17 protein-coding genes are annotated in these 24,557 nt (G+C 62.8%); 10 read left to right on the top strand and 7 right to left on the bottom strand.

The window, feature by feature from the left end:
• The first annotated feature begins 211 nt into the window (after nucleotides 1-211).
• The 4 genes from NKH01_RS08735 (at nucleotide 212) to NKH01_RS08720 (ending at nucleotide 5,109) form a co-directional block, all read left to right on the top strand.
• Nucleotides 212-2,347, top strand: a complete 2,136-nt coding sequence (locus NKH01_RS08735; RefSeq protein WP_353019945.1) for a 5'-nucleotidase C-terminal domain-containing protein — start codon at nucleotides 212-214, stop codon at nucleotides 2,345-2,347.
• 151 nt (nucleotides 2,348-2,498) lie between these two features.
• Nucleotides 2,499-3,563 carry a ferrochelatase gene (gene hemH / locus NKH01_RS08730; RefSeq protein ID WP_352845582.1) on the top strand — a complete coding sequence of 355 codons (1,065 nt, stop codon included), beginning with the start codon at nucleotides 2,499-2,501 and terminating at the stop codon, nucleotides 3,561-3,563.
• 129 nt (nucleotides 3,564-3,692) lie between these two features.
• Nucleotides 3,693-4,640 carry an SPFH domain-containing protein gene (locus NKH01_RS08725; protein WP_023719098.1) on the top strand — a complete coding sequence of 316 codons (948 nt, stop codon included), beginning with the start codon at nucleotides 3,693-3,695 and terminating at the stop codon, nucleotides 4,638-4,640.
• A gap of 4 nt (nucleotides 4,641-4,644) precedes the next feature.
• Nucleotides 4,645-5,109: an NfeD family protein gene (locus NKH01_RS08720; RefSeq protein WP_023719097.1), complete on the top strand. Its 465-nt coding sequence runs from the start codon at nucleotides 4,645-4,647 to the stop codon at nucleotides 5,107-5,109.
• 7 nt (nucleotides 5,110-5,116) lie between these two features.
• On the opposite strand, the gene NKH01_RS08715 is transcribed toward NKH01_RS08720, so the two are convergent.
• Nucleotides 5,117-6,118 (bottom strand): KpsF/GutQ family sugar-phosphate isomerase, encoded by a 1,002-nt coding sequence (locus tag NKH01_RS08715; RefSeq protein ID WP_353019944.1) that lies wholly within the window; start codon nucleotides 6,116-6,118, stop codon nucleotides 5,117-5,119.
• 150 nt (nucleotides 6,119-6,268) lie between these two features.
• Between NKH01_RS08715 and NKH01_RS08710 the strand changes: the two genes are divergently transcribed.
• The gene (locus NKH01_RS08710) at nucleotides 6,269-8,020 is read left to right on the top strand and encodes an outer membrane beta-barrel protein (RefSeq protein ID WP_353019943.1); all 1,752 of its coding nucleotides are present in this window, start codon (nucleotides 6,269-6,271) and stop codon (nucleotides 8,018-8,020) included.
• Between the two features lie 129 nt (nucleotides 8,021-8,149).
• Here NKH01_RS08710 and galU read toward each other — a convergent pair whose 3' ends face one another.
• On the bottom strand, nucleotides 8,150-9,055 hold the full coding sequence (gene galU / locus NKH01_RS08705) for a UTP--glucose-1-phosphate uridylyltransferase GalU (protein ID WP_023719094.1): 906 nt from the start codon (nucleotides 9,053-9,055) through the stop codon (nucleotides 8,150-8,152).
• 207 nt (nucleotides 9,056-9,262) lie between these two features.
• On the opposite strand from galU, the gene NKH01_RS08700 reads away from it, so the two are divergent.
• Both NKH01_RS08700 and NKH01_RS08695 read left to right on the top strand, forming a co-directional pair.
• A complete protein-coding gene (locus tag NKH01_RS08700) occupies nucleotides 9,263-10,489 on the top strand; it encodes a lytic murein transglycosylase (RefSeq protein WP_023719093.1) in 1,227 nt (408 codons plus the stop codon).
• 26 nt (nucleotides 10,490-10,515) lie between these two features.
• Complete coding sequence (locus NKH01_RS08695; protein ID WP_352494705.1) at nucleotides 10,516-11,766, top strand: SGNH/GDSL hydrolase family protein; 1,251 nt, start codon at nucleotides 10,516-10,518, stop codon at nucleotides 11,764-11,766.
• 36 nt (nucleotides 11,767-11,802) lie between these two features.
• On the opposite strand, the gene NKH01_RS08690 is transcribed toward NKH01_RS08695, so the two are convergent.
• Together NKH01_RS08690 and gltB are read right to left on the bottom strand one after the other, a co-directional pair.
• Nucleotides 11,803-13,257 (bottom strand): glutamate synthase subunit beta, encoded by a 1,455-nt coding sequence (locus NKH01_RS08690; protein WP_352465855.1) that lies wholly within the window; start codon nucleotides 13,255-13,257, stop codon nucleotides 11,803-11,805.
• Between the two features lie 143 nt (nucleotides 13,258-13,400).
• Entirely contained in the window at nucleotides 13,401-18,131 is a 4,731-nt protein-coding gene (gltB, locus tag NKH01_RS08685) for a glutamate synthase large subunit (protein WP_353019941.1), read from the bottom strand.
• 475 nt (nucleotides 18,132-18,606) lie between these two features.
• Here gltB and NKH01_RS08680 point away from each other — a divergent pair, with 475 nt between their 5' ends.
• The gene (locus NKH01_RS08680) at nucleotides 18,607-19,659 is read left to right on the top strand and encodes a threonine aldolase family protein (RefSeq protein ID WP_353019940.1); all 1,053 of its coding nucleotides are present in this window, start codon (nucleotides 18,607-18,609) and stop codon (nucleotides 19,657-19,659) included.
• 93 nt (nucleotides 19,660-19,752) lie between these two features.
• Here the strand turns inward: NKH01_RS08680 and NKH01_RS08675 are convergent, their stop codons facing one another.
• Nucleotides 19,753-20,217 (bottom strand): Hsp20 family protein, encoded by a 465-nt coding sequence (locus tag NKH01_RS08675; protein WP_023675381.1) that lies wholly within the window; start codon nucleotides 20,215-20,217, stop codon nucleotides 19,753-19,755.
• Nucleotides 20,218-20,693: 476 nt separating this feature from the next.
• On the opposite strand from NKH01_RS08675, the gene NKH01_RS08670 reads away from it, so the two are divergent.
• Together NKH01_RS08670 and NKH01_RS08665 are read left to right on the top strand one after the other, a co-directional pair.
• Nucleotides 20,694-21,668, top strand: a complete 975-nt coding sequence (locus NKH01_RS08670) for an alpha/beta fold hydrolase (protein WP_352494701.1) — start codon at nucleotides 20,694-20,696, stop codon at nucleotides 21,666-21,668.
• A gap of 144 nt (nucleotides 21,669-21,812) precedes the next feature.
• Nucleotides 21,813-22,271 carry a styrene oxide isomerase gene (locus NKH01_RS08665; protein WP_352815566.1) on the top strand — a complete coding sequence of 153 codons (459 nt, stop codon included), beginning with the start codon at nucleotides 21,813-21,815 and terminating at the stop codon, nucleotides 22,269-22,271.
• 151 nt (nucleotides 22,272-22,422) lie between these two features.
• On the opposite strand, the gene hisN is transcribed toward NKH01_RS08665, so the two are convergent.
• Entirely contained in the window at nucleotides 22,423-23,196 is a 774-nt protein-coding gene (gene hisN, locus NKH01_RS08660; RefSeq protein WP_352640187.1) for a histidinol-phosphatase, read from the bottom strand.
• A gap of 357 nt (nucleotides 23,197-23,553) precedes the next feature.
• Nucleotides 23,554-24,495 (bottom strand): N-formylglutamate amidohydrolase, encoded by a 942-nt coding sequence (locus NKH01_RS08655; protein WP_353019939.1) that lies wholly within the window; start codon nucleotides 24,493-24,495, stop codon nucleotides 23,554-23,556.
• Nucleotides 24,496-24,557: the final 62 nt, after the last annotated feature.

The raw sequence follows: 24,557 nt of genomic DNA, 5'->3' as shown, positions 1-24,557 counted from the left end.
GCCGATTTCCGCTTGCATCGACTGAAACGCGATGTGAACATGGCCCGAGAGGGCTGTTACATCCCAGTCAAACAAGAGCTTTAAACGCGTCTGCGCATGACCCCGAAAATCGGAGTCGATTTTCGGAAAGGATCATGCGCAAAATAAAATTGGTACTTTGCGCGTCCCAAATGACGCGCGGCGCTGTACTCAAGTTATCCGGGAGACGAGAATGAAGAAGATCGCTGCCATCGCCGCGCTGTCGGCATCGGCGCTTGGCCTGTCGGCAGGCGTATCCTTTGCCGACTACACGCTGAACATCCTGCACATCAACGACTGGCACAGCCGCATCGAGAGCAACAACAAGTATGAATCGACCTGCTCGGCCGAGGAGGAGACCAAGGGCGAATGCGTCGGCGGCGCCGGCCGCCTGGTCACCGCGATCGCGCAGGAGCGCAAGAAGCTGCAAGGCCAGAACGTGCTGCTGCTCAGCGCCGGCGACAATTTCCAGGGCTCGCTCTTCTACACGACCTACAAGGGCAAGACCGAAGGCGAATTCCTCAACCGGATGAAATTCGATGCCGAGGTGGTCGGCAACCATGAGTTCGACGATGGCGAGTCGGCGCTGGCGCCGTTCCTCGACATGATCCAGTTTCCGGTGCTCGGCGCCAATGTGAAGGCCAATGCGCAATCCAAGCTCGGCGACCGCGTCAAGCCGTCGATCGTGGTCGAGGTCGGCGGCCAGAAGATCGGCATCGTCGGCGCGGTCACCAACGACACGCCGGAGCTTGCCACGCCTGGCCCGAACATCGCCATCGAGGACGACGTCAAGTCGATCACCGCCGAGGTCGAGAAACTGAAGCGAGAGGGCGTCAACAAGATCATCGCGGTCACCCATATCGGCTACAAGCGAGAACGCGACGTGATCGCCAAGATCCCGGGCGTCGACGTGGTGGTCGGCGGCCACAGCCACTCGCTGCTGTCCAACACCGACCCCAAGGCGGAAGGCCCTTATCCGACGATGGTCGACAATCCGGACGGCTACAAAGTGCCGGTCGTGCAGGCGGCGTCCTATTCGAAATATCTCGGCGAGTTCAAGGTCGTCTTCGACGACAATGGCGTCGTCAAAGAGGCAAGCGGCGATCCCATTCATCTCGACAAATCGATCACGCCCGACCCCGCCGTGCTTGCCCGCATCAAGGAACTCGGCGCCCCGATCGAGGCTTTGAAGAACAAGGAAGTCGCCGAGACCACCAAGGCGATCGACGGCAGCCGCGAAAACTGCCGCGCCCGCGAATGCGAGATGGGCAATCTGGTCTCCGACGCCGTCCTCGACCGGGTCAAGGGCCAAGGTGTCGAGATCGTCATCTCGAATGGCGGCGGCTTGCGCGCCTCGATCGACCAAGGCACCGTCACCATGGGCGAGGTTCTCACTGTGCTGCCGTTTCAGAACACGCTGGCGACCTTCCAGATCACCGGCAAAGATCTGGTTGCCGGCCTCGAAAGCGGCCTCAGCCAGGTCGAGGACGGCGCCGGGCGCTTCCCGCAGGTTGCCGGCCTGAAATATGCGTTCGACAAATCGGCGCCGCCTAATGGACGCGTCAAATCGGTCGAGGTCATGGAAGGCGGCGCCTGGACGCCGATCAAACCGGACAAGGACTATCTGGTCGCCACCAACAACTATGTCCGCCAGGGCGGTGACGGCTACAAGGTATTCGCCGAGAAGGCCAAGAACGCCTATGATTACGGCCCGGGGCTGGAACAGGTCGTCGCCGATTACCTCGGCGCGCACCGGCCCTATACGCCGAAGCTCGACGGCCGCATCACCGAGATCGCCGCGACCGGAGCCCCGGCCGCGGAACCAGCCAACCCGGCCGAACCGCCAAAACCTGCTGAGGCAGCGCCGATAAAGCCTGCTGAGCCGGCAATGCCCGAAATGCCGGCCGGCTCCGGCGACATTTCCAAAACACCACCGGCCGTCCCGGCTGAAACCGCGCCGGCGGCCCCCGCACCCGCCGAGCCGGCCCAGCCGGCGGCACCTGCGGCTCCGGCCACACCGGCTCCGGCCACCCCTGCTCCGGCTGTACCGGCCAAACCGGCCGAGACGGCGCCTGCCCCGAGTCAGCCGGCCCCGAGTGAACCGGCCCCAAGTGAGCCGGCAAAACCTGCCGAGCCCGCCAAGCCGGCTGAGCCGGCACCGGCCGAAAGCAGCCATGTAATCGTCGCCGGCGATACCTATTGGGATCTCGCGGTGAAGGCCTATGGCGACGGCACCAAATGGAAAATGATCTTCGATGCCAACAAAGCCTACGAGCCACGCCGGCTGCCGGTCGGCGCAACCTTGACTATCCCAGCGGCCTCGAAGTAATCCGGCCGCAGGAACGCAATGCACCCGCCCGGCAAACCGGGCGGGTGCTGCATTTCTGGGATAAGGTGCGGCCAGACGCTGCATTTGAAAACCGGCGCGGCATCGCTACCTTCGCCGCGGCACCGCTGGTTTCGCGGTGTTGGAGAACCCCATGACGCTTGCCAACCCTGCTGAAAGCAAAGCCGAAACGACCGCCGGCGCGCTCCCGGCAGGACACCCTCCGGTCGGGACAGGCAAGGTCGGTGTCATGCTGATCAATCTCGGCACCCCGGACGGCACCGACTTCAAGCCGATGTGGCGCTATCTCAGGGAATTCCTGTCCGATCCGCGCGTCATCGAACTCAACAAGGCGGTCTGGTATCCGATCCTCTACGGCCTGGTCCTCACCACCCGGCCGAAGAAGTCGGGCGCCAACTATGCCAGGATATGGAACCGGGAGCGCAACGAGTCGCCGCTGCGCACCTATACCCGTGCCCAGTCCGAGAAACTCGGGCTTGCGCTCGGCGATTTATCCCATGTGATCGTCGATTGGGCGATGCGCTACGGCAACCCTTCGACCGAGAGCGTGGCCAACAGACTGGTCGAGCAAGGCTGCGACCGCATCCTGTCTTTCCCGCTCTATCCGCAATATTCGGCGACGACGACTGCGACCGCCAACGACCAGTTGTTTCGCGCGCTGATGAAGATGCGCCGCGCCCCGGCCATTCGCAGCGTGCCCCCCTATTACAACGAGCCGGCCTATATCGAGGGGCTCGCCCGTTCGATCGAAGGGCATCTGGCGAGCCTCGACTTCGATCCGGAAATCGTCATCGCCTCCTATCACGGTATTCCGAAATCCTACTCCGACAAGGGCGATCCCTACCAGGCGCATTGCCTGGAGACGACGCGGCTGCTGCGCGAAAAGCTCGGCTGGGATGAGAACAAGCTGATTACCACCTTCCAGTCGCGCTTCGGCGCGCAGGAATGGCTGCAGCCCTACACCGACAAGACGGTCGAAAGACTGGGACGCGAAGGCGTGAAATCGATCGCCATCGTCAATCCGGGCTTTTCCGTCGATTGCATCGAGACGCTGGACGAGATCGGCAGGGAAGCGGCCGAGACCTTCCACCATGCCGGCGGCGAAAAGTTCGCGCACATCCCTTGCCTCAACGACAGTGCAGAGGGCATGGCGGTGATCGAGGCAATGGTGCGGCGCGAGCTGTCCGGCTGGGCTTGAATGGATCCCGCCGTCCATGCACCCGCAATCCGTGATCACCTGATTGTAACATTGCTGAAACACACTTAAGTGTTTGGTGGAATCGGCCGCGTGGCAATGTCCAACATGGCCTTTGAGGGGAGAGCCAAAATGGGTTTCAGTGGTTTCGATATTGCGCTTCTTGTTCTTGTCGCCCTTGTCGTGCTGGTGCTTTTCAAGGGCATCCGGACAATTCCGCAAGGCTACAATTATACCGTCGAACGCTTTGGCCGTTACACCAAGACATTGAGCCCGGGCCTCAACCTCATCGTGCCCTTCGTCGACCGTATCGGCGCCAAGATGAACATGATGGAGCAGGTGCTCGACGTTCCGACCCAGGAGATCATCACCCGCGACAACGCCACCGTGGCCGTCGACGGCGTTGCCTTCTATCAGGTGCTCAACGCGGCGCAGGCCGCCTACCAGGTCGCCGGCCTGCAGAACGCTATCCTCAATTTGACGATGACCAACATCCGCACCGTGATGGGCTCGATGGACCTCGACGAGCTGTTGTCAAACCGTGATGCCATCAACGAGCGCCTGCTGCGCGTCGTTGATGAGGCCGCGCACCCCTGGGGTATCAAGATCACCCGTGTCGAGATCAAGGACATCAATCCACCGGCCAATCTCGTCGAATCGATGGGCCGCCAGATGATGGCCGAGCGCAACAAGCGCGCCCAGATCCTCGCCGCCGAAGGCCTCAAGCAATCGCAGATCCTGGAGGCCGAGGGCCGCAAGGAAGCCGCCTTCCGCGATGCCGAGGCGCGCGAGCGCTCGGCCGAGGCTGAAGCACGCGCCACGCAGGTGGTATCGGAGGCGATTTCCAAGGGTGACGTGCAGGCGCTCAACTACTTTGTCGCGCTGAAATACACCGAAGCGCTGACCAGGATCGGTGCAGCGACAAACAGCAAACTCGTGCTGATGCCGATAGAGGCTTCCTCACTGATCGGCACGCTCGGCGGCATTGGTGAAATCGCCAGGGAAGTTTTCAAGGGCGAAGGCACCGCCAGTCCAGCACGACAGGCCCGCCCGCCCGTGGTTCGTCCCAGCGAGACCTGAGGCCATGTTCGATCGCATCATTTCCGAACTCGGTCCGTGGAGCTGGATGGTCCTCGGCTTCGTCCTGCTGGTGATGGAGGTCGTCGCGCCGGGCATTTTCATGCTGTGGATCGGCATTGCCGCGCTGTTGATCGGCGTCGTCTCGCTGCTCATCTGGGACGCCGGTTTCTGGAGCTGGCAGGTCCAGGTCCTCGCCTTCCTCGCGCTGTCGCTGGTCTCGGCCTATGTCGGCAAGCGGCTGGTGGGCGGGCGGCATGAGGAAACCGACCAGCCGCTGCTCAACCGGCGCGGCGCGCAGATGGTCGGCCGGACGGCGACCCTTGCCGAGCCGATCAAGGATGGGCGCGGCCGCATCAAGCTCGGCGACACGTTGTGGCGCGTCTCCGGCCCTGACCTGCCGGCCGGCACGCAGGTGCGCGTGACCGGTGCCGCCGACACCGACCTGGAACTGACGGTCGAGGCAGTCTAGAAGCCCGCTAGGCAGCACCGATGCGCAGCAGGTCGTGCAGATGGACGAGCCCGATCGGCCGTCTGCCTTCGACCACCATCAGGCTGGTAATGGCAGAATCGTTGATCGTCTGCAGCGCCGTCGCAACCAGTGTGTCGGGCGCCGCCATTTTTGGCTCTCTGGTCATCACCTGATCCACGCTCATGGCCAGAAGATCGCTGCCGATATGGCGCCTGATGTCGCCATCGGTGATGATGCCGATCAGCTTGCCGTCCGCCGAAGTGACCGCCACGCAGCCAAACCCCTTGCGCGACAATTCGAGGATCGCCTCGCGCATGCCGGTGCCGGACGACACCAGAGGCAGGCTGTCGCCGACATGCATGATCTCGCGGATCTGCGTCAGGTTGGCTCCGAGCTGGCCGCCGGGATGGAACGTGTGGAAATGGTCCGGGGTGAAGCCGCGCGCCTCGAGCAACGCGATGGCCAGCGCATCGCCCATCACCATTTGCAGCAGCGTCGAGGTCGTCGGCGCAAGGCCGTGCGGACAGGCTTCCGGGGCTCGCGGCAGCAGAAGCACCACGTCGGCCGCACGCGCCAGAGCCGATTTTTCGCCGGCGGTGACCGCGACCAGCGGGATCGAGAAGCGCCTGGAATAGGCGATGATGCCCTTGAGCTCGAGGCTTTCCCCCGACCACGACAGGGCGATGATGGCGTCGTTCCGAGCGATCATGCCGAGGTCGCCGTGATTGGCTTCGGCAGGGTGGACGAAGAAGGCCGGCGTGCCGGTCGAAGCGAGCGTTGCGGCGATCTTCGAGCCGATATGGCCGCTTTTGCCGACCCCGGTGACGATGACGCGGCCATCGATCTGCGACACCATGTCGACTGCCCGTGCGAACGGCTCGGCCAGCCCGTTTTCGAGCGCGTCTGCCAGTGCCGCGACGCCGGCCTGCTCTGTCGCCACCGTTCTCAGCGCCGAGGCAATCGCGGCCTGCTCGTCGAGCGGCTTCCTGTCTGGGGATTTCACGTCCATGGACGATGCGATTAGCGCTTCGGCGCGCGCCTGTCCAACGGAATTGCCGCCCAGAACACCTTGGCGGGCGATCCCTCAACGCTCCGTTAACCATCCCCATTTACGGTTTCGTAAGTATGGCGCGCGTGCGCCGCGCAAGCAGTGGTGCCGATGTCCGGGTTTCAGCCTCAAAACAAAATAGGACGAAAGGGCAAGGCGGTTTGCGCTTTGCTGCTGGCAACCAGTGTCCTTGCGTTGTCGCGTCCGGCACTGCTTTGCGCCCAGGAAACCGAGCTGCGCGGTGAGGTTTCGGAATCGACAATCCTGGACGACCAGCAGTACAGGATCAGGCAGTTGGGCATGGCTGCTGCAACCGCCAACGACGATACGCCGCTGCCTACCTATCGTCCGGCCAGCCCGGGGGCCTTGCCTGACGACGGCACGGGCGAGGCGGCGGCCACAACCGGCGGCACTTTCGATCCACCAGCGGCCAGCGACGACCCGTTTGCCGACCCTGCTCCGCCGCCACGACGGCGGCCGAGCGCAACGCAACGCGCCGTCGAAGAAGGCAAGGCCAAAGATGAGGCCGTGGACAACAAGAAGAGCAAGAGAGGCGCCACTGCGACTGCAGCGACGCCGACGACCGACGACACCGACACCGCCGCCATAGACGAGCAGGATACGGCCAACCGCCGTGCGGTGACCATCGATTCCGCCGAAAGGCTCAAGCTCGACCCCGGCGCCGAGCGCACCGAAGCCATCGAAGGCCAGGACAAGAAGAACGAGGACGACCCGTTCGCCGCCACCGGCATCCAGCTCGGCTCCTTCGTGATCCGGCCGACGCTCGAGCAAGGCCTGACGTATTCAACAAACGCCGATTCGAGCAGCCTCGGCAAGCCGGCATTGCTGTCGGAAACGACGCTGCGCTTCAACGCCGTCTCCGACTGGCGGGAGAATTCGGCGACGATTGAGGGCTATGGCATCTTCCGCGAGACGTTGTCCGGCTATGACGTTCACGAGGCGCAAGGCCGCGTCGACGGCACGCTCAACATCGATCTCGACAATGATCTGCACGCCATCGCCAAACTTGGCTACGAGGCCGTGCCCGAATCGGCCTCGGCGCCGGACGCCATCGTCGGCGCCGTTGGGCAGCCGGTGCGCCAGACCGTGAGCGGCAGCCTCGCCGTCGAGAAGGATGCGGGAAAGATGCGCTTCGCGCTGACCGGCGCGGTCGAGCACGACATCTTTGGTGACGCCAAGCTTTCGTCGGGGGGATCGCTGTCGCAGAAGGGCCGCGACTCGACGCTCTATACGGCCATTTTGCGCACCGGCTACGAGATCTCGCCTGCCATCACTCCGTTCACCGAAATCGAGGTCGGCCGGCGCGCTTATGATTTGCGCGTCGATCCAAACGGTTTCCAGCGCTCCTCGACGCGGCTTGGCGCACGGGCCGGCGTCGAGCTCGATCTCCGCGAGAAGCTTACCGGCGAGTTCTCGGTCGGCTGGCTGCGCGAAGCTATCGACGACGACGCCCTGCCGGCGATTTCGGGCGCGACGGTTAATGCCGATCTCAAATGGTCGCCGGAACGCGGCACAACGATCGGACTCACCGCACAGACGACCGCCGAGAACACGACGAACGCGGGCGAAAGCGGCGACATGCTCTATTCCGGCAGCCTCACCGGCGAGCGGCAAATCCGCGCCAACCTGACCGGAAATGCCGCTCTCGGCGTTGAATGGCGCGACTATACCGGCTCCGACGATCATGATTTGACGCTGAGTGCCGAGGCTGGGCTGACATGGTGGCTGAACCGCTATGCCGGGCTCACCACCCGCGTCAGGACTGAAAAACTGACCAGCAACCTGGTTGGACGCGACTACACGGCCAACAGTATCTTCGTCGGCTTGAAGTTGCAGCGCTAATGCATGTCGCGCAAAAGTGTGCAGCGGTTTTGCGATAACGACATGCATAAAACAAGAACCTAAAGCGCATCGCATAAGACTGGTCGAATGCGACGCGCTTTAGCCAGTCAGCGCGAACCGGTGTTGAAGCTAGAAGGCTACGCCGCGGCGTTCTGACGGCGCGAGTTCGTCGAGAAGTGTGCGAATGACACCGGCCATGCTTGCATTCATGTCGCTGCGCCACAGTGCGAAGGCAACATTGGCCTCGACGAAGCCTTCGGGCGAGCCGCAGTCGAACGTCCGCCCGCGGTAGTGGTAGCCGTAGAAGGGCTGTTGCTTCTGCAGCTTCAGCATTGCATCGGTGAGCTGGATCTCGTTGCCGGCGCCTTTTTCCTGGCCTTCGAGTATCTTGAATATCTCCGGCTGCAGGATATAGCGCCCGTTGATGAAGAGGTTCGACGGCGCGGTGCCGGTCTTCGGCTTTTCCACCATGCCGGTGATGCTGAAACCGTGATGGGCGTCCTCGCCGCGGCCGACAATGCCGTATTTATGCGCCTCGGCGGGATCGCATTCCTGCACGGCGACGATGTTGTTGCCGGTCTCGGCGTAAAGCTCGACCATGTCCTTCATGCAGCTTTTTTCCGACTGCATGATCATGTCGGGCAACAGCAGCGCAAAGGGCTCGTCGCCGACAAGCTCGCGCGCGCACCAGACGGCGTGGCCAAGGCCGAGCGGCACCTGCTGGCGGGTGAAGCTGGTCTGCCCCGGCGCCGGCTGCAGCCGCTGCAAGCGGGCGAGCTGATCATCCTTGCCGCGCTGCGCAAGCGTGTCGTAGAGCTCGAACTGGACATCGAAGTGATCCTCGATAACCGCCTTGTTGCGGCCGGTCACGAAGATGAAATGCTCGATCCCGGCTTCGCGCGCCTCATCGACCACATACTGGATGACCGGCCTGTCGACGACCGTCAGCATTTCCTTGGGAATGGCCTTGGTGGCGGGGAGAAAGCGCGTGCCGAGACCGGCAACCGGGAATACTGCCTTGCGAACTCTCTTCATGTGCCAATTATCCATTTGCATGCCGGTTCGGCAATCCCGATTCGAGACATTTTCATGCCGAAATCGAGCATTACTGAACGACGGGACAGAAATCTCAGCTGGTAAAGCGTCGACGCATCTTTTCATCCCGGACGGCACCTATGGTAAACCAAATGCTAACCGGGTTCGGCGATGAATAGTCTTCCTGAGATAAAGAAGGAGGAAAAGATGTCCGTTCGCAACGTCGCAAGGCGCTTCACCAGCGTCCTGACGGCCGCCAGCCTCTCGCTTGCCTTGCTCATGCCCAGCGGGCCGGCTTTTGCCGATGCCGGCTTCCGCCAATGGGTCGCCAGCTTCCGTGCTACCGCCGTGGCGAGCGGCGTTTCCGGCTCCGTCTACGACCAGGCATTCAAGGGCATCAGCGATGCTGATCCGATGGTGCTGGAAAAGGCCCGTACTCAACCCGAATTCACCGCACCCGCCTGGGATTATTTCGACAACCGCGTCCATGACCAGTCGGTCGCCGTCGGCCAGCAGATGGCAAGGAAATGGAAGCCGTGGCTGGACAGGATCGAGGCAAGATACGGCGTCGACCGCTACATCCTGCTGGCCATCTGGTCGATGGAGTCGAACTACGGCGAAACCCTCAAGCGCGATGACATCATGCGCAATGTCGTGCGCTCGCTGGCGACGCTTGGTTATGCCGACCCGAAGCGCGCGAAATTTGCCCGCACCCAGCTGATCGCGGCGCTGAAGATCCTGCAGACCGGCGACATCGACGAAAGCCATCTCAGCGGCTCTTGGGCCGGCGCGATGGGTCATACCCAGTTCATCCCCACCAGCTACCTGTCCTATGCGGTCGATATGGACGGCAACGGCAAGCGCGACATCTGGAATTCGATTCCCGACGCACTGGCGACAGCCGCCAATTTGCTGAGGAAGAACGGCTGGCAGGCAGGCAAGACCTGGGGTTATGAGGTCAGCCTTCCGGACGGCAAGAAGCTGCCCGGGGGCTCGAAGTCGCTGTCGCAATGGCAGGCGCTTGGCGTCACCCGTGCCAACGGCAAGCCATTCAAGAACGGTGGGGACAAGGCGACGTTGAAGCTGCCCGGTGGCCGGGGCGGGCCGGCTTTCCTGATGATCAAGAATTTCTCGGTCATCAAGCGCTACAACAATGCCGACAAATATGCGCTCGCCGTGGGCCTTCTTGCCGACGAAATCGCCGGCTATGGCGGGCTTGTGCAGGACTGGAAGCGACCGTTTACCAAGCTCTCCTTCGAGGAAAGGCAGGAGCTTCAGAAGCGACTTTCCGAGCACGGCTATTACGACGGCAAGTTCGATGGCAAGATCGGTGACGGATCGAAAACCGCCATCATGGCCTTCCAGGCAAAGGCCGGCTTGACCCAGGACGGGTATCCGAGCAAGGAAGTGCTCAAATGGCTCAGGCAAAACTAGAGCCGGTTACGGGATGGAGAGGGTGATTGGTTTCGGCTGCGCGCATCCGGTTGATCGTTCGTCGCGTGCCGATCCTCGTTCTGGCGATCGTCGTTCTGGCAGTCGGCGCGGCCAGCGCCTTTCATACCTCGGCCATGGCGCAGGAGCCGGAAAGTCGTGGCTGGTCGCTGCGCGACCTGTTGTTTCCGCGCAGAAGCGAGCGGTTTGAGCAGCCGCCGCCCGAATTCCCGAGAGAATTCCAGAGAACAAAGCCCAGACCCAAGCTGAGGAAGCCCCGGTCCGTTCGCCGGCCGGCGCCGGCCGAGCCGACAACCCCGGTGGCCGAGAAGGCGCCCGATGCGCGCGTCGTTCTGGTGGTCGGCGATTTCATGGCGTCTGGACTGGCTGAGGGGCTCGACGCCGCCTTTGCCGAAAACACCGGCGTCAGGATTGTCGTCCGCGCCAACGGCTCGTCCGGCTTCGTGCGCGACGATGTCTACAACTGGCCCGAACAGGTCAAGTCGCTGATCGCTGCCGAAAAACCGGCAGCCGTCGTCGTCATGCTCGGATCGAACGACCGTCAGCAGATGCGCGTCGGCGATGTGCGTGAGCAGCCGCGATCCGAAAACTGGACCAAGGAGTACGAGCGCCGGACCGAAGCGCTCGGCAAAGCCATCGCTTCAGCCAAGGTGCCGTATCTGTGGGTTGGCATGCCGGCCTTCCGGGTCTCGAAAATGACCTCCGACATGCTGGCCTTCAACGACATCTACCGCTCGTCCGCCGAAAGCCACGGCGGCGAATTCGTCGATGTCTGGGACGGGTTCGTCGACGAGAACGGCGCCTTTATCACCAGCGGACCGGACATAAACGGCCAATCGGTGCGCCTGCGCTCCGACGACGGCATCAACATGTCGAAGGCCGGCAAGCGCAAGCTCGCCTTCTACACCGAAAAGCCGCTGATGAAGATCCTTGGGCTGGCCGCTCCGGGAAGCGTGGTCACAGCTTCTGCCCCGGCCGGCGCTCCCGTCGAGGCGCCGGCACCTGCTGCCGCACCGATAGCCGCCGATCGCACTGTGCCGATGCTGCTCAGCGATCCGGCGCTGGACGGCGGCTCGGAACTTCTCGGCGCCGCCCCGCCGGCAAAGGCGGACAAGAATTTGCCCGGCGAAAAGCTGATCGTCGAGGGCAAGGCGACCGACGCCTCGCCCGGCCGCGCCGACGATTTCTCGTGGCCGCCCAAGATACAACCTGCGACTGCGGCTGCTGCATCCGACACGACGACGGCGATCCGGCAGTAAAACCGGCGACTCTTTCTGTAGAGTTTCGGAACGGACTCAGCGCGGCAGCACGCTCGATCCCATCAGAGCCTCATCGATGGCGCGCGCCGCCTGGCGGCCCTCGCGGATTGCCCAGACGACCAGCGACTGGCCGCGCCGCACGTCGCCAGCCGCATAGAGCCTTTCGACGCTGGTTCTGTAATCGCGGTCATTGGCCTCGACGTTCTTCGAACGGCGGCTGTCGGTGACGATCGTCATCTGCCCGTCGAGTTCCGACACCGGCCCTCGAGCGGCCGGCCCGGCAAAGCCGATGGCGATGAACGCGAGATCGGCGCGGATGACGAATTCGGTGCCGGCGATCGGCTTGCGCTTTTCGTCGACCTCGCAGCATTTGACCCCGGTCAGCTGGCCGTCTTCGCCGATGAATTCAAGCGTCGCCACCTGGAATTCGCGCTCGGCGCCTTCGGCCTGCGAGGATGAGGTGCGCATCTTGGTCGCCCAGTAGGGCCAGACCGACAGCTTGTCTTCCTTTTCCGGCGGCTGCGGCCGGATGTCGAGCTGGGTGACGCGCACCGCGCCCTGGCGGAAGGCGGTACCGACGCAGTCGGAGGCAGTGTCGCCGCCGCCGACGACGACGACATGCTGGCCGCCGGCGACGATCGGGCGCGACGGCCATGCCACCGACTGGATCGGCTCGCCGCCGATGCGCTTGTTCTGCTGCACCAGATAGGGCATCGCGTCGTGCACGCCGTCGAGATCGTCGCCCGGGATGTTGGCCGGGCGCGGCGTTTCGGAACCGCCGCAATAGAGCACCGCGTCGTATTCGGCGAGCAGTTCGGCGACCGGCTTGTCGACGCCGACATTGACGCCGCAATGGAAGCTGACACCCTCGCCCTGCATCTGCTCGATGCGCCGGTCGATATAATGCTTCTCGATCTTGAAGTCGGGGATGCCGTAGCGCATCAGCCCGCCCGGCCGGCTCTCGCGCTCATAGACGTGAACGTCATGGCCGGCGCGGCCGAGTTGCTGGGCGGCCGCCATGCCGGCCGGCCCCGAGCCGATGATCGCGACGCGCTTGCCGGTCTTCCGTTCCGGCGGATAGGGCCGGATATGGCCGGTTTCATAGGCCTTGTCGGCAATCGCCTGCTCGATCGTCTTGATGGCGACCGGAATGTCCTCGAGGTTCAGCGTGCAGGCTTCCTCGCAAGGTGCCGGACAGATGCGGCCGGTGAATTCCGGAAAATTGTTGGTCGAATGCAGGTTGCGGATCGCGTTGTCCCAGTCGCCATTGTAGACGAGGTCGTTCCAGTCCGGGATCTGGTTGTGGATCGGGCAGCCGGTCGGTCCATGGCAATACGGAATGCCGCAATCCATGCAGCGCGCCGCCTGTTTCTCGACCTCCTTATCCGACATCGGCAGCGTGAACTCGCGGAAATGCCGGATGCGGTCGGAAGCCGGCTGGTACTTGTGCACCTGCCGATCGATCTCGAGAAACCCTGTTACCTTGCCCATAGTCCAGTCCCTGCTGTCCGGAAGGCACGCCTGGCGACGCACCCGTTAACCTCATAAGGCAGCCGTGGCAACCTTCAGTCCGAGGTCAGGATTGTTGATGAAGATGGTTGCCGGGACGCATGGCTTCCCGGCAATTTCCAAATCTATTCCGCCGCCACGTTCATGCGCATACGTTCCATCTCGATCAGCGCGCGGCGGTATTCGACCGGCATGATCTTCCGGAATTTCGGCCGGAAAATCGCCCAATCGTCGAGGATCTCGCGACCTCGTACCGAGCCCGTGTAGTGGACGTGGTTGGAGATCAGCTGGTAGAGCCGCTCCTCGTCATGGCTGGTCATATCGCCGGATACGTCGACACGGCCCTTGTGGTCGAGATCGCCGCCATGGTGGAGCAGCTTTTCCATCAGGTCGTCCTCTTCCGGAACCGGCTCCAGCTCGACCATCGCCATGTTGCAGCGTTCGGCGAAATCGCCCGCCTCGTCGAGCACATAGGCGACGCCGCCCGACATGCCGGCGGCGAAGTTGCGACCGGTCTGGCCGATGACGACGACGATACCGCCGGTCATGTATTCGCAACCATGGTCGCCGACGCCTTCAACGACGGCGGCGACGCCCGAATTGCGCACGGCAAAACGCTCGCCGGCGACGCCGCAGAAATAGGCCTCGCCCTCGGTCGCGCCGTAGAGCACGGTATTGCCGACAATAATGGACTCGGCAGCAACGATCTTCGTATTCTCCGGCGGACGGATGACGATGCGGCCGCCCGACAGGCCCTTGCCGACATAGTCGTTGGCCGCGCCTACCAGTTCGAACGAGACGCCGCGCGCCAGGAAGGCGGCGAAGGACTGGCCGGCCGTGCCGGTGAGCTTGACCGAGATCGTGTCCTCGCGCAGGCCCTTGTGCTTGAAGCGCTTTGCCACTTCACCCGACAGCATGGCGCCGGTCGAACGGTCGACGTTGCGGATCGGCAGTTCGATGCTGACTGGCTGCCTGGCTTCGAGCGCCGGCTTTGCCAGTTCGATCAGCTTGCGGTCGAGCACGTCGTCGATCGGATGCTTCTGCCGCTCGGTCCAGTGCACCGCCTCGTGCGGCGCATCCGGCTTGTAGAACATCTTGCTGAAGTCGAGCCCGCGCGCCTTCCAGTGCTGGATCAGCTCGCGCTTTTCCAGAAGGTCGGTGTCGCCGATGATCTGGTCGAGATGGGTGTAGCCCATCTCGGCGAGCAGCGCCCGCACCTCTTCCGCCACATAGAAGAAGAAGTTGATGACGTGCTCGGGCGTGCCCTTGAAGCGCTTGCGCAGCACCGGGTCCTGCGTCGCGACGCCGACCGGGCAGGTGTTGAGATGGCACTTGCGCATCATGATGCAGCCGGCCGCGATCAACGGCGCGGTCGAGAAGCCGAACTCGTCGGCGCCGAGCAGCGCGCCGATGACCACGTCCCGCCCGGTGCGCAGGCCGCCATCGACCTGCAGCGCGACGCGCGACCTGAGGCCGTTGAGCACCAGCGTCTGGTGCGTTTCGGCAAGGCCCATTTCCCACGGGCTGCCGGCATGCTTGAGCGATGTCAGCGGCGAGGCGCCAGTGCCGCCGTCATAGCCTGATATGGTGATGTGATCGGCACGCGCCTTGGCGACGCCGGCCGCAACCGTGCCGACACCGACTTCCGAGACCAGCTTGACCGATACGTCCGCCGCCGGATTGACGTTCTTCAGATCGTAGATGAGCTGCGCCAGATCCTCGATCGAATAGATATCGTGATGCGGCGGCGGCGAGATCAGGCCGACGCCCGGCGTCGAATGCCTGACCTTGGCGATGGTCGCGTCGACCTTGTGGCCCGGCAACTGGCCGCCCTCGCCGGGCTTCGCCCCTTGCGCGACCTTGATCTGCATCATGTCGGAATTGACAAGATACTCCGCCGTGACGCCAAAGCGTCCCGAGGCGACCTGCTTGATCGCCGAGCGTTCGGGGTTCTTGCCGCCGCCCGGCAGTGGCAGATAGCGGTCGGCCTCTTCGCCGCCCTCGCCGGTGTTCGACTTGCCGCCGATGGCGTTCATGGCGCGCGCCAGCGTCGTGTGCGCTTCCCTGGAGATCGAGCCGAAGGACATCGCCCCGGTCGAGAACCGCTTGACGATGTCGGCCGCCGGCATGACCTCGTCGAGCGAAACCTTCTTGCGCCCAGTTTCTTCCGCGAGCCTGATCTTGAACAGGCCGCGAATGGTCTGGGCACGGGCCGTCTCGCTGTCGATCTGGGCGGAATAGTCCTTGAACGTTTCCCACGAGCCCTGGCGCACGGCGTGCTGCAAGGTGGCCACCGCATCCGGCGACCAGATGTGTGCTTCACCGCGCATGCGGAACACGTATTCGCCGCCCACCTCGAGGCTGTTGCGCAGCACCGGGTCGTTGCCGAAACCATCGGTATGGCGGCTGAGCGTCTCGGCCGCGATCTCGTCCAGTCCGACGCCCTCGATCAGTGTCGCGGTGCCGGTGAAGTATTGCTGCACGAAATCGGTCTTCAGCCCGATGGCGTCGAAGATCTGCGCGCCGCAATAGGACTGGTAGGTCGAGATGCCCATCTTGGACATCACCTTGAGGATGCCCTTGCCGATCGACTTGATGTAGCGGGAGACCACTTCGTAGGCGTCCACCTCTTTCGGCAGTTCGCCACGCTTGTGCATATCGAGCAGCGTGTCGAAGGCAAGATAAGGGTTGATCGCCTCGGCGCCATAGCCGGCAAGGCAGCAGAAATGATGCACTTCGCGCGGCTCGCCGGATTCCACGACCAGCCCGACCGAAGTGCGCAATCCCTTGCGGATCAGGTGGTGGTGCACCGCGGCTGTCGCCAGAAGCGCCGGGATGGCGATCCGGTCCGGCCCGACCTGGCGGTCGGACAGGATGATGATGTTGTAGCCGCCGGCGACCGCCGCCTCCGCCCGCTCACACAAGCGGTCGATGGCACCCTGCATGCCCGCTGCGCCCTCGTTCGAGCCATAGGTAATGTCGATCGTCTTGGTGTCGAACCGGTCCTCGGTGTGGCCGATGGAGCGGATCTTTTCGAGATCGCCATTGGTCAGGATCGGCTGGCGCACCTCGAGCCGCTTGCGGCGCGAATTGCCAACCAGGTCGAAGATGTTGGGCCGCGGCCCGATGAAGGACACCAGGCTCATCACCAACTCCTCGCGGATTGGGTCGATCGGCGGGTTGGTGACCTGAGCAAAGTTCTGCTTGAAATAGGTGTAGAGCAGCTTCGACTTGTCCGACATCGCCGAGATCGGCGTGTCGGTGCCCATCGATCCCACGGCTTCCTGGCCAGTGGTCGCCATCGGCGACATCAACAGCTTGGTGTCTTCCTGGCTGTAGCCGAACGCCTGCTGGCGATCGAGCAGGCTGACATCCCTGCGCAATTCGCGCGGCTCGACCGGCTTCAGGTCTTCGAGGATGAGCTGCGTGTTGGCGAGCCAGCTCTTGTACGGATGCCTGGTCGCAATCTCCGACTTGAGCTCCTCGTCAGAGACGATGCGGCCCTTCTCGAGGTCGATCAGAAGCATACGGCCGGGCTGCAGCCGCCACTTCTTGACAATCCTCTCCTCCGGCACCGGCAGCACGCCGGCTTCCGAGGCCATGATGACGCGGTCATCGTCGGTGACGATGTAGCGTGCCGGGCGCAGACCGTTGCGGTCGAGCGTGGCGCCGATCTGGCGGCCATCGGTAAAGACCACCGCCGCCGGTCCGTCCCACGGCTCCATCAGCGCGGCATGGTATTCATAGAAAGCCTTGCGGTCGGCACCCATGAGCTTGTTGCCGGCCCAGGCTTCCGGGATCAGCATCATCATGGCGTGGCTGAGGCTGTACCCGCCCTGGAACAGGAACTCGAGCGCATTGTCGAAGCAGGCGGTGTCTGACTGGCCGTCGTAGGAGATTGGCCAAAGCTTCGAGATGTTGTTGCCGAACAGTTCGGAATCGACGGACGCCTGTCGCGCCGCCATCCAGTTGTTGTTGCCGCGCACGGTGTTGATCTCGCCATTGTGCGCGACCATGCGGTAGGGATGCGCCAGCTTCCACGACGGGAACGTGTTGGTCGAGAAGCGCTGGTGGACCAGGATCAGCGCGGTTTCGAAGCGCGGATCGGTGAGGTCCTTGTAATAGGCGCCGACCTGGTAGGCCAGGAACATGCCCTTGTAGACGATGGTGCGCGCCGACAGCGACACGCAGTAGGAACCGATGTCCTTGTTGTCGTTCTCGGCGTAGATGCGGCCCGATATCACCTTGCGCAACAGATAGAGCCTGGCCTCGTACTCCTCGTCGTCAAGAATGTCGGCTGTACGGCCGATGAATATCTGACGATGGAACGGCTCGGACGCCACGATATCAGGCGCCGTCGACAAGGACGAATTGTCGACGGGCACATCACGGAAACCGATGAGCGGAAGCCCCTCGGACTGCGCCGATTCGGCAATGATGTCCTCGATGTGAGCACGAAGTGCTGCATCCTGCGGCATGAACCAGTGTCCGACACCGTACTGACCGGCCGGCGGCAGTTCGATGCCCTGGGCTGCCATCTCTTCGCGGAAGAAACGGTCTGGAAGCTGCACCAGCACGCCGGCGCCATCGCCGGCCAGCGGATCGGCGCCGACGGCGCCGCGATGCGTCAGGTTTTCGAGCACGGCAAGGCCGTCCTCGACGATCTGGTGCGACTTTACGCCCTTCATGTTGACGATGAAGCCGACGCCGCAGGCATCATGCTCGTTGCGCGGATCGTAGAGGCCGTGCGCGGCATAGCCGGTGCTGGTTCGCCCAATATTGGTCAGGGACGGATTTTTGACGGCTGCCGCTTTCGTCTGCGCGGCCTTCGTCGCAGATGGCGTCATGTCCGTCATCGTCCTGTCCTCCGTTCCGTCCCCTTCGGGCGCTGGTTTCCGTCGGGAAGCGCGTGGCTCCCCTTTCAATCTTGCGGCACGTCTTGCGAAATTCTTGCCGACCGTGCGGCTTTCCGCATGGCTCGCATATGGTATTCGTACAGGCCAGAGCCAGGCTGTCTAGCTGTCGCTCGCGGCAATGGCCGTAGAGGCGCAATCATATGCCAATGCGGCCAGTTTTGTGCGACAAAATAAGACAGCACTACTGTCCTAAATTTTTATGACAGAAATCTTGAGCGCATACAAGACCGATTCACAAAATTATTGGAGCGTTGGCGACAGAAAATTGCGCGGAACGCGGCGACAGCGTAACCTTCAGTCGCTGCATTTACGGTCCGGCTTTCACTGGCTTTAGCGGATTTTCGGCATCTGCCACTTGCAGCCGGCATGCGAAAGCGGCCAAGCTCGCACCAATTTCCCCAGCATAGGCAGACGCATGATTTTCGCTTCCGACAATTGGGCAGGCGCCCATCCCCGTATCGCTGCCGGCCTGTCGGCCCATACCGACGGCTTCTCCACCGCCTATGGCGACGGCGTCCTCGACAAGGCCGTTTACCAGCGCTTCAGTGAAATCTTCGAACGCGAGGTCGCGGTGTTTTTCGTGGCCACCGGCACCGCTGCCAATTCGCTGTCGCTGACTACCTACAACAAGCCAGGCGGCATTTCCTTCTGCCATCGCGAATCGCATGTCATCGAGGACGAATGCGGTGCACCGGAATATTTCACCGGCGGTTCGCGGCTTTATACAATCGACGGCGCACTCGGCAAGATCGATGCCGGCGATCTGGAACGGGCAGTGGACCGTTTCGCACCCGAAAACGTCCATTCCGGGCGGCCGATGGCGGTTTCGATCACCCAATCGACCGAGGTCGGCACCGTGTACACGCTGAACGAAATCGCCAGGATTTCGGCGATTGCAAAGCAGCACGGATTGCCGCTGCACATGGACGGGGCCCGCTTTGCCAATGCGCTCGTCGCGCTGGGAACGACGCCGGCGGAAATGACCTGGAAGCACGGCGTCGACATCCTTTCCTTCGGCGGCACCAAGAATGGCTGCTGGTGCGCCGAGGCGATCGTGCTGTTCGACCTCGAGCGAGCCAAGGAATTGGCGTTTTTGCGCAAGCGCGCCGCCCAACTGTTCTCGAAATCGCGCTTCATCGCCGCGCAATTCGATGCTTATTTCAGGGGTGGGCTATGGCTCGACACGGCACGGCACGCCAATGCGATGGCGGCACGCCTAGCCGCGGCGATCGAAGATTCCCCTTCAGCCCGGCTGGCCTGGCTACCGCAGGCGAACGAGGTCTTCGCGGTCATGAAAAAGGCCGAGGCCGAAAGAGTGCAAGCAGCAGGCGCCGTGTTCCACGACTGGCATAGGCCGCTCGGCTACGACAACCATGTCGGCGAGGACGAAGCTCTCTATCGCTTCGTCACCAGCTTCGCGACCACGGCCGACGAGGTCGACCGTTTCGGCTACCTGCTCGCCGGATAGCAAGTCTTACCACCAGCAAAAAGGGGCGGCGCATTTGCTGCACCGCCCCTTTTTCCCGGGGAGTTGGCGTCCCGGGGAGTTTAGCTGCCCGATTTAGGCGGCGGTCTTGGCCTCGATCTGCTTGGCCTTGGCCGGAGCCGAGGTGATCGCGATCTTGCGCGGCTTCAGCTCTTCGGGGATGTTGCGCTTGAGGTCGACAAAAAGCAGGCCGTTCTTCAGCGCGGCGCCGACAACCTCGACGTGATCGGCAAGCTGGAAGCGGCGCTCGAAGGCTCGGCTGGCGATACCGCGATAGAGCAGTTCGGAGCCTTCGCCATTGCCTTCCTCCTTGCGCTCACCCTTGACGGTCAGCACATTGCGGTGAGCTTCGATCGAAATCTCATCTTCCGAGAAGCCGGCCACAGCCATCGAGATGCGATAGGCGTCCTCGCCGGTGCGCTCGATGTTGTAAGGCGGATAGGTCTGGCCTTCCGGCTGCGCAAGCGAATCGAGCATGGTGAACAGCCGGTCAAAACCGACGGTCGAACGGTAGAGCGGGGAAAAATCAACGTGACGCATGGTGTGTTCTCCTGTTGAGCAACAAGGTTTGCGTATGGCCGGTGCGAAACCCGTGACGGCGTTCCGGATGGGCCAGCGGCCCCGACATTGGCGGCCGCATAACAAATTTGGGAAGCGGGCGACGGCATTTCAAGATTTGCCCGCGTCCGAACCGCATCGGCCCCTGATCACGTCCCGATGCCGATGAACGGCAGATGAACCGTGGCTTCGGCGAGCGTTCAGCCAGACGGCATTAAAACTGTTCTCGAGATCAGAAACAGGTCGCCTGAGAAGGCGACACGACGAGGCCGAACCGGGTGTAACGTCCCTTCCTCCCGGGTCGACAGAGGCCGGAAGCACGCCCTAGGCTGCTTCCGGCCTTACTTGTTCGCTGCCTGGGTCGACGTCCCCGGCGTCCCGAATTCCTTTGCTTTTGGCGCATGGGCGTTTATGCCTGACTTGCGCCCACGCCGTCACCGACGCCAAGCAAACACCGTATGACCGATCTGTTCCCCCAGCCCTCCCTGTTCTACGAAACTCCAGGCAATCCGCTGCCGGAAAACGCGGCCGGCGGCTTCTTCACCACGCGCGACGGCAAGAAGATCCGCTATGGGCTGTTTGCCGCGGTTGCCCGCCCGATGAAGGGCACCGTCGTCGTCCTGACCGGCCGCAACGAGTGCATCGAGAAGTATTTCGAGACCATTCGCAACCTTGCCGACCGGGGTTTTGGCGTGGCGACCCTCGACTGGCGCGGCCAAGGCGCTTCCGACCGGATGATCGGCGATCGCCAGCGCGGCTACGTCCGAAGCTTTTTCGACTATACCGGCGATCTCGAGCAGTTCTTCGAAGAGATCGTGCTGCCCGATTGCCGGGGACCCTACTACATACTGGCCCATTCGGCCGGGGCGGTGATTGCGCTGCTCGCCGCACCCTCAATGGCGAACCGCGTACGTCGCATGGTGCTGATCGCACCATTCTTCACCGTGCCTGACCTCCCGGTTTCGGTAAAAACCGTTCGCGGCATCTGTTCGCTGTTCTGCCTTCTCGGCCTTGGCCGGCTCTATGCCGCATGGGGGCCGCGGCCGAAGGAATCGGTGCCCTTCGCCATAAACAAGCTGACCAGCGACCCGGAACGCTATCGGCGCAACACGCTGATCTACGAAACCTATCCGCAGCTGGCGCTCGGCGGACCGACGATCTGCTGGCTGAAGGCGGCCACGGAGGCGTCCTTGATCGTCAGCGACCCGGATTTCATGGCCAAGATCCAGGTGCCCTTGCTGATGATCGCCGCCGGCGCCGACCAGGTCGTCTCGACCAGGGCAGTCGAAGCCTATGCAAGACGTCTGCGCGTCGGCTCGCTAGTGATGATCGACGGCGCTCGCCACGAGATCCTGCAGGAGGCCGACCTCTATCGCGAGCAACTGCTTGCGGCATTCGATGCTTTCATCCCAGGAACCGGCGACGCTGTTTAACCGCTTCGCCAGCGCCCGGCAACAAAGCCTGCGCGGGTTGCTTGCCCGGCGCAGCTTGCCCCTTATTCCCGTTCAGGCATCGAGCGCTAGGTAGCGGCCAAAGAGATTGGAGGCAATTCGGCAGAGACCGGGAGAAAAACGACCATGAACGCATCGAACACGCTGTCACGTCAGGGGCATCGGCTACTGCAGATTGGCGTCGCGCTGCTGCTGTTTTCGTCATTCGAAGGGTTTGCAATACCGTACCTCGCCGCACCGCGGCTCGGACTGTCCGCGCACACGCTCAGCGCCCTGGAGGGCGTTCTGTTGCTGGCGCTAGGCCTCGCATGGTCTAGGCTCAATCTCGGCGCGGCGATGTCGCGGATTGCGTTCTGGCTCCTGATCTATTCGGCTTTGGCGATCCTGGCCGCCTACGTGATCGCCAGCGCCTGGGGGGCCGGCAACGAGACAATGCCGTTGGCGGCCGGAGCCTTCCACGGAAGTGCCTTTCAGGAAACAGTCATCAAAGGCGTGGCGTATTCGTCTGCGCCGACCGGCCTCATCTCTTTCGTGCTCATTTTGTGGGGCCTGCGTCTCTCGGACGCTTGGCCTGCCGATAGCTAATGCATGTCCCGCAAAAGTGCGCAGCGGTTTTGCGATAACGACATCCAAACGAGCGCGTCTCCCATGAGTCGATTCAAACCCGACGCGCTTTAGAACCGTACCACGGTTTCCGTCGGATTTGCGCAAAACAGACGCTTGGGTATACGGATCCTCAGCCGCGCAGCGCCGCCATCGCTGCTGCGTGCAGCTCCGGCGTCGCCGCCGCCAGGATGTCGCCGCCCTTTTCCGCCGGTCCGCCCTCGAAAGTGGTGACGACGCCGCCTGCCTTCTCGATGATCGGGATAAGCGCAACGATGTCGTAGGGCTTCAATCCCGGATCGGCGACGATATCGACGCTGCCTGCCGCCACCATGGCGAAGGCATAGCAGTCGGTGCCGTAGCGGGCGAGCTGGACCTGTTGCTCGAACAAGTCGTAGCGCAAGCGCGCGTCTCCCTTGAACAGCGCCGGCGTGGTGGTGAACAGCGTCGCCTCGGCGAGGTTCGTGGTCTTGCGCGTCGTGAGTCTTCGCGGGCCACCGGGACCTTCATAATGCGAGCCGGAAGCGTTGGCGTAGAACAGCTCGCCGGTGAAGGGCTGCGACATCAGGCCGGCGACGGCATCGCCGTCGACCGTCAGCCCGACCAGCGTGCCCCACACCGGCAGGCCGGAAATGAAGGCGCGTGTGCCGTCGATCGGATCGATCACCCAGACATGCCGGCTGGAGATGTTTTCGCTGCCATGCTCCTCGCCGAGAATGCCGTGATCGGGGTATTGCGCTGATATCAGCGCCCGGATCGCGCGCTCGGCCTCACGGTCGGCCTCCGTGACCGGGTCGAAGCTGCCGTGCTCCTTGTTGGCGACCGCCCCCTGGCTGCGGAAGCGCGGCAAGGTCTCGGCTGCGGCGGCACGCGCAATGCGCCGCATGAAATCGATGCTGATGTCCAACTGATTCTCCCGCTCCAGCATGTTTGAGATGCCGGTTTGCCTACGGATTTGTGCCGAAACAAGGGCGTTTTGTACCGAAACAAGGGCATTCGGAGCCTTTCGCACGACGCCAACTGTTGCTCGAATGCAACGCAGTCATCATGGAAATGCAATTTCCACTTCACAGTGAATTAAAAAAGCCGGAACGTGCCTTGACATTTGTGCAGCGCACAATACGTTTGTTCTCGGACAGGGGTTCCTGTCCATGCCCTCCTTGGGCGTTTCCTCCCTAGACTTCGACCGTGTCGTGCAAACGATGCGGTCTTTTTTTACGCTTTTTACGCTGCCACATGAGCGGCGAATGCCGCGATCCGGCCGCTATTCGGCGGCCAGCGGCAGATCGACGAAATGATGATCCGGCATTGCCATCAACTCGGCCGAAAACCGCGCCAGGTCGTCGGCCAATGCGTCGAAACCAGCTGATCTCTGGAACGTCCGCTCATTCATGTAGAGCCCGCGATTGACCTCGATCTGCAGCGCATGCAGATGGCGCACCGGGCGGCCATAGTGCTCCGTGATGAAGCCTCCGGCATAGGGCTTGTTGTGGGCGACGCTGTAGCCCATGCCGGTGAGCAGGCCGATCGCCGTCTCGGTCAACGCCGCCGCGGCGGAGATGCCGAACCGGTCGCCGACGATGAAATCCGGCCGCAATCCGCTGTCGCCAACTCTTATGCTTGCCGGCATCGAGTGGCAGTCTATTAGCACGGCATAACCGAAGCGCGCATGGGTTCTGGTCAAAAGCCGTTTCAGCGTCTCGTGATAGGGTTTGTAGACCGCTTCGATGCGCGCCACGGCTTCGGCCAGCGGCAAGCGGCCGGAATAGATGTCGAGCCCCTCGCCTACCAGCTTGGGCACGGTACCGAGCCCGCCGGCCACCCGCGCCGAGCGGATGTTGCAGAAGGACGGCACCGGTTCGGCGAACATGCGAGGGTCGAGTTCCCACGGCTCCCGGTTGACGTCGAGATAGGCGCGCGGGAAGTTTGCCGCCAGCATCGGCGCCCCGAGCGCGACGGCACCGCCGAACAATTCCTCGACATAGCAGTCCTCGGAGCGGCGGATGGCGTTGCGGTCCAGCTTGGCCATCGCCATGAACCGGTCCGGATAGTAGCGGCCGCTATGCGGCGAGTTGAAGAGGAAGGGAACGCGCGGTTCGGCGCCCGATCGGATTTCGAAGGGTGGAACGACCGAAAAATCCTCGGCTGCCGTTTTCAATTTGAACGAACCCGGAAATACCAATGCATCATGACAGGAAAGTGCCACCTCGCCGCCCGCATGTCCAGCCGCCGAAGCGCTAGCCAAATCAGGATTGTGCGCCCAACGTT

The organism is Mesorhizobium sp. M1403, from assembly GCF_040317695.1.
Classification (GTDB): domain Bacteria; phylum Pseudomonadota; class Alphaproteobacteria; order Rhizobiales; family Rhizobiaceae; genus Mesorhizobium.
This window is presented reverse-complemented; position numbering and strand designations above follow the sequence as displayed.